General features: G+C 38.2%; 6 protein-coding genes. 2 read left to right on the forward strand and 4 right to left on the reverse strand.

The features are described 5' to 3' along the window. From U0M88_RS08355 to U0M88_RS08365, 3 genes are all read right to left on the reverse strand, one after another. On the reverse strand, nucleotides 1–324 hold a 324-nt coding region (locus tag U0M88_RS08355; RefSeq protein ID WP_331869530.1), incomplete at its 3' end, for a helix-turn-helix domain-containing protein. 119 nt (nucleotides 325–443) lie between these two features. Further along, entirely contained in the window at nucleotides 444–782 is a 339-nt protein-coding gene (locus tag U0M88_RS08360; RefSeq protein ID WP_331869531.1) for a hypothetical protein, read from the reverse strand. 103 nt (nucleotides 783–885) lie between these two features. Continuing rightward, nucleotides 886–1,785 (reverse strand): ROK family protein, encoded by a 900-nt coding sequence (locus U0M88_RS08365; protein ID WP_331869532.1) that lies wholly within the window; start codon nucleotides 1,783–1,785, stop codon nucleotides 886–888. A gap of 167 nt (nucleotides 1,786–1,952) precedes the next feature. Here U0M88_RS08365 and U0M88_RS08370 point away from each other — a divergent pair, with 167 nt between their 5' ends. Together U0M88_RS08370 and U0M88_RS08375 are read left to right on the forward strand one after the other, a co-directional pair. Further along, nucleotides 1,953–2,738: a sulfite exporter TauE/SafE family protein gene (locus U0M88_RS08370; RefSeq protein WP_117446867.1), complete on the forward strand. Its 786-nt coding sequence runs from the start codon at nucleotides 1,953–1,955 to the stop codon at nucleotides 2,736–2,738. An 11-nt stretch (nucleotides 2,739–2,749) separates the two neighbouring features. Beyond that, entirely contained in the window at nucleotides 2,750–3,436 is a 687-nt protein-coding gene (locus U0M88_RS08375; RefSeq protein ID WP_168964499.1) for a DNA alkylation repair protein, read from the forward strand. A 36-nt stretch (nucleotides 3,437–3,472) separates the two neighbouring features. Here the strand turns inward: U0M88_RS08375 and U0M88_RS08380 are convergent, their stop codons facing one another. Continuing rightward, on the reverse strand, nucleotides 3,473–4,657 hold the full coding sequence (locus U0M88_RS08380; RefSeq protein ID WP_331869533.1) for an acetyl-CoA C-acetyltransferase: 1,185 nt from the start codon (nucleotides 4,655–4,657) through the stop codon (nucleotides 3,473–3,475). Nucleotides 4,658–4,915 lie beyond the last annotated feature (258 nt).

Consider the following 4,915-nt stretch of genomic DNA (forward strand, 5'->3'; position numbering starts at 1 on the left):
GCATTTTTTAATATTTTTATAGGAATAAGTCCCTTTAGAACCATCAAGTATGATAAATACTTTGTCTTTGGTATCAAAGATGATACTGTCAAATAGAATGCGAGTCGGTTTTTGTTTCAGGGAAAGATCCTTGTGAATCAGATCTTCAAAGGGAACATTGAAAAAGGAAGCATACTTTTCTATCATTTCAAAATTAGGCTGTGATTTTCCATTTTCATGATTGGAAACCGTTTGATGGGTTACAAATAATCGTTTAGCCAATTCTTCTTGAGAAATGTTCATTTTATTTCGCAAGAACTTTAAGTTCGACTGTATATATGTCATGATTGCCACCTCTTTTCTAATTTCATAGTAAAGCAGAGATGGGCTTTTGTCATGCAAAGAATGTTTGCAAAGGATAATTTTTAATAAAACTTAATGAAATTATATGGAGAAGGTGCTTTTTAGGATTTGTTAAGTATTTTATCCTGTAGAACATGGCAAAGGTGTAGAACTTGATCATACTCTTTTGTAAAGGGATAGACCAGTTCGTGGGATGGATAAATAACGTATTCTGAATGATCTTTACCAATCAGTTTTAATCCAATCTGCAGCTTAGCGGCTTTAACAGGTAAGTATGACTGCAGTGAAACCATTTTCTTGTCTTGGTTTTGATAGATATCACATATTATCTCTGTATTGATAATCGTATCTAATGAAATACATTTTGATGGTGTCTGAATGTTTCTTTGATCAAAGTCGATCATATCTATCATTACCTGTAGTGGTTGTATTTTTGACATGATATTCCTTCTTTCCTCAAAAAGTTTATCATCAACATAGCTTATATACAATATAAAAATAGTAGGATATGCATACATAAAAAAAGCGCTCTTTACGAACGCTTTAGTCTTCCATTTGTGATTTGGCAAGCATTGCGGCACCGACAAGACCGCTTTCTTCCAAAGTGGCATTGGCCAGTGTTGTTTCGCGCATACCCGGGAATAAATACTTGCGCATTTTTTCCTGCACTTCTTCCAAAAAATCAGAACCGGATTTCATAACACCACCTTGAATCAGGATGCGTTCCGGATCGCATACAAAACATACATTTACCAGTAAAATGGCTAAATCTTCTTTGAATCGTTCTACGACAGCTTTGGCATTTTCATCGCTCTTGGCTGCTTCAAAGACTTCTCCGGCATGTGCAAATTCTTTATGGCAGGCTTTATTTGCCTCGCGTACAATGGCCGGACCGGATACCCAGGACTCGGCAGCCCCTGGATTTAATCCATTGATTGGCTCTCTGGAAGGATCGATGATCGCATTACCGATTTCACCGCCGTGTCCATGGAAACCGGATAAGACTTTTCCATCCAGGATCATGGCTCCGGCAACACCGGTTGAAATGGTTAAATAATATAAATTTTTCTTTCCTTTTCCTTCGCCTAACAAGGCTTCAGCTAAACCAGCTACCTTTACATCATTCGCCATAAAGGTAGGCTTGTTAAAATGTTTTTGAATACGATCGGCAATCGGATAGCCAACCAGATCCGGTAAATTATTGGAAATGATGATCTTTCCGTTAACAGTATCTGTTGGACCGGGAATTCCTAAACCGATACCAAGCGCATCTTTGTAGCCGTCCAATGAAGCAATCAAGCTCTCCATTTTTTCCATAATGTGCTCTTTGCCTAACTGGGCTTCTGTCTTATCTTTTTTCACATCTAAGATCTGGCCATCTTCGGATACCAAAGCGGCACGAATATTGGTTCCGCCCAGATCCACCGCAATAAAAGTTTTCATAGGATTTTTACCTCACATTTCTTACTTTCATTATAAAACAAAATCAGTTTTAGAAAATATGGAAGAACAATCCTTCTAAAGAAATTGACAAGATGTTCTAAAATTTTTAAAAGGGAATAGTGTAGAATAATAGAAGATGTCAAAACTCTTAAAAAGGAGAGAGATTCATGTATATATTATTTTTTCTGATTAGTTTTTTTGCCTCGATCATTGGTGCTATATGTGGTATTGGCGGCGGTATTATCATTAAACCGGTCATGGATGCCTTTGGAGTATTGGACGTATCGGTAATCAATTTTCTTTCCGGATGTACCGTTCTTTCGATGACAACCTATTCAGTTTGTAAAAGCTTTGTGGCAAAGGATTCTTCTGTTGATATGAAGACCGGAACACCCTTGGCCATCGGTGCTGCGATTGGAGGCTTGATTGGAAAAGAACTCTTTAGTATGGTAGCTTCCTTGTTCGCATCACCCAATACAGCCGGGGCTGTTCAGGCTTTTGTATTGCTTCTGATTACATTAGGCACATTGATCTATACAATTCAAAAAGACAAGATCAAGACGTATAAAGTCACCAATCTTCTGGCATGTATTGGTATTGGTTTATTATTAGGTTGTTTTTCTTCTTTCCTTGGAATAGGTGGAGGACCGATCAATCTGGTTGTTCTATATTTTTTCTTTACGATGAAGACCAAGGAAGCTGCGCAAAATTCATTATATATTATTTTGTTTTCGCAGGGTGCCAGTTTGATCAGCAATCTGATCAGCGGTGTCGCCTCCATCGATTTGACCTTGCTTGTGGGTATGATTCTCTGTGGTATTCTAGGCGGAATCTTTGGACGAAAGATCAATAAGAAAATTGTCGATTCTACGGTTGATAAACTGTTTATTGGTTTGATGATTGTCATTATCTGCATCAATATTTATAATATCTTTCATTACACCGTATTGTAGAAAGCTTGGATATGACAACTTATTACAAGATACTCAAAAAACAGATGGAAGATCAGGCCGATCCTTTACAGGCAAAAAAGATGGCTGCTTATATGAAGAATCAGTTTTTATTTTATGGTATCCCTTCACCAAAGCGAAAAGCATTGTATAAAAACTTTTTGAAAGAGGAAAAGACAAAGAAGATGGTAGATTGGGAATTGTTGGATCAATGCTTTGAAGATCAACACCGAGAATTTCAATATTTTGTCTGTGATTATTTGGTAGCGTTAGCTTCCTATATTCCTTTTGAAGAGGTAGATCGAATCCAAGCTTATATTCAAAAAGGGAACTGGTGGGATACAACAGATGCCTTAGATCAAGTCATTGGAAAAATGGGTCTTAGAGATACAAGAATCAAGCAGGAGATGATTCTGTGGACAAAATCGGATGAAATTTGGATCAAAAGAGCTGCGATCGATCATCAACTGTTATATAAAGAGAAAACCGATACTCAGCTTTTAGAAACGATTCTTTTAAACTGTTTAGGATCTCATGAATTTTTTATCGATAAAGCGATAGGATGGGCACTGCGACAATATTCCAAAACGAATCCAAGATGGGTAGAATCTTTTGTCAAACAACATCATACAGCTTTAAGTTCATTAACCATCAAAGAGGCAAGTAAATATCTGACAAAGAAAAAGACGTGTGAACAATAAACTTCACACGCCGTTTTTTTTATAATCCGTTTGAAATTAGTCGCGTTCAACGATTGTGGCACATCCCATACCGCCACCGATACATAATGTCGCAAGACCTTTTTTCGCATTCTGTTTCTGCATTTCGTATAACAGAGTGACTAAGATACGACATCCACTGGCACCTACAGGGTGACCTAATGCGATAGCTCCACCGTTAACGTTAACTTTGCTCATGTCAAAGTTCAGGTCTTTGGCAACGGCTACAGACTGAGCCGCAAAGGCTTCATTGGCTTCGATCAGATCCATATCATCAACGCTTAATCCGGTACGTTCCATTACTTTCTTTGTAGCAGCTACTGGACCGATACCCATGATCTTTGGATCTACACCGGCTAAAGCACCATCTACCCATGTAGCCATTGGGGTAACACCTAATTCTTTTGCCTTTTCTTCGCTCATTACAACGATGGCAGCAGCACCATCATTGATTCCGGAAGCATTTCCGGCTGTTACAAGTCCACCGTCTTTTCCTGAGCAGCAGCGTAATTTAGCCAAGGTTTCAACCGTAGTACCGGCACGTGGTCCTTCGTCTTTCTTGAATTCTACGATTTCTTTTTTCACTTTTATCGGAACTGGTACGATTTCATCATCAAATTTACCTTCAGCCTGTGCTTTTTCACATTTCTGTTGAGAATTAGCGGCAAATTCATCCAATTCCTCACGAGTTAATCCCCATTGATCACAAATGTTTTCGGCAGTGATCATCATATGATAATGATTAAATGCATCAGTCAAGGCATCGTTTACCATCGTATCAACTAATACTCCGTTGTTCATACGATATCCAAAACGTGCTTTATTCAGAGCAAATGGTGCCATGGACATGTTTTCCATTCCACCGGCAACCACGATATCAGCCTGTCCGGCTTTGATCATAGCAGCTGCCTGGTTTACACTGTTCAAACCAGAACCACATACTACGTTTAATGTAACAGCTGGTACTTCAATAGGAAGTCCGGCTTTGATGGATGCCTGACGAGCAACGTTCTGTCCTAAACCAGCCTGGATAACGCATCCCATTAAAACTTCATCCACTTGTTCAGGTTTAACACCGGCACGATTTAAAGCTTCTTTGATAACGATCGCTCCTAAATCAGCAGCAGGTGTATTGCTTAGAGCGCCACCCATTTTACCGATTGCGGTACGACATGCACCGGCTAATACGATTTTCTTTGACATTTTAATTCCTCCATTGTTTCAGATATTTACTATCTTACCAAGGAAACTGTATCACAGCTTGTATCTTAAATCAATGGATAATGAATTTTTTCACAAGTTGATGAGTACTCTATTTTGATTCCATAAGGAATCGATAGAAAATAGAATAGAAGTGAAATACATTTTTCATGGATACTTTTATGCAATTCTTTGAATTTTATTAAAAAAGGATTGACTTATAGGCAATGTCATTAAGTTAAGCTACAAGAAAAGTATTAA

It is taken from the genome of Faecalicoccus sp. (assembly GCF_036552745.1).
GTDB lineage: Bacteria > Bacillota_I > Bacilli_A > Erysipelotrichales > Erysipelotrichaceae > Faecalicoccus.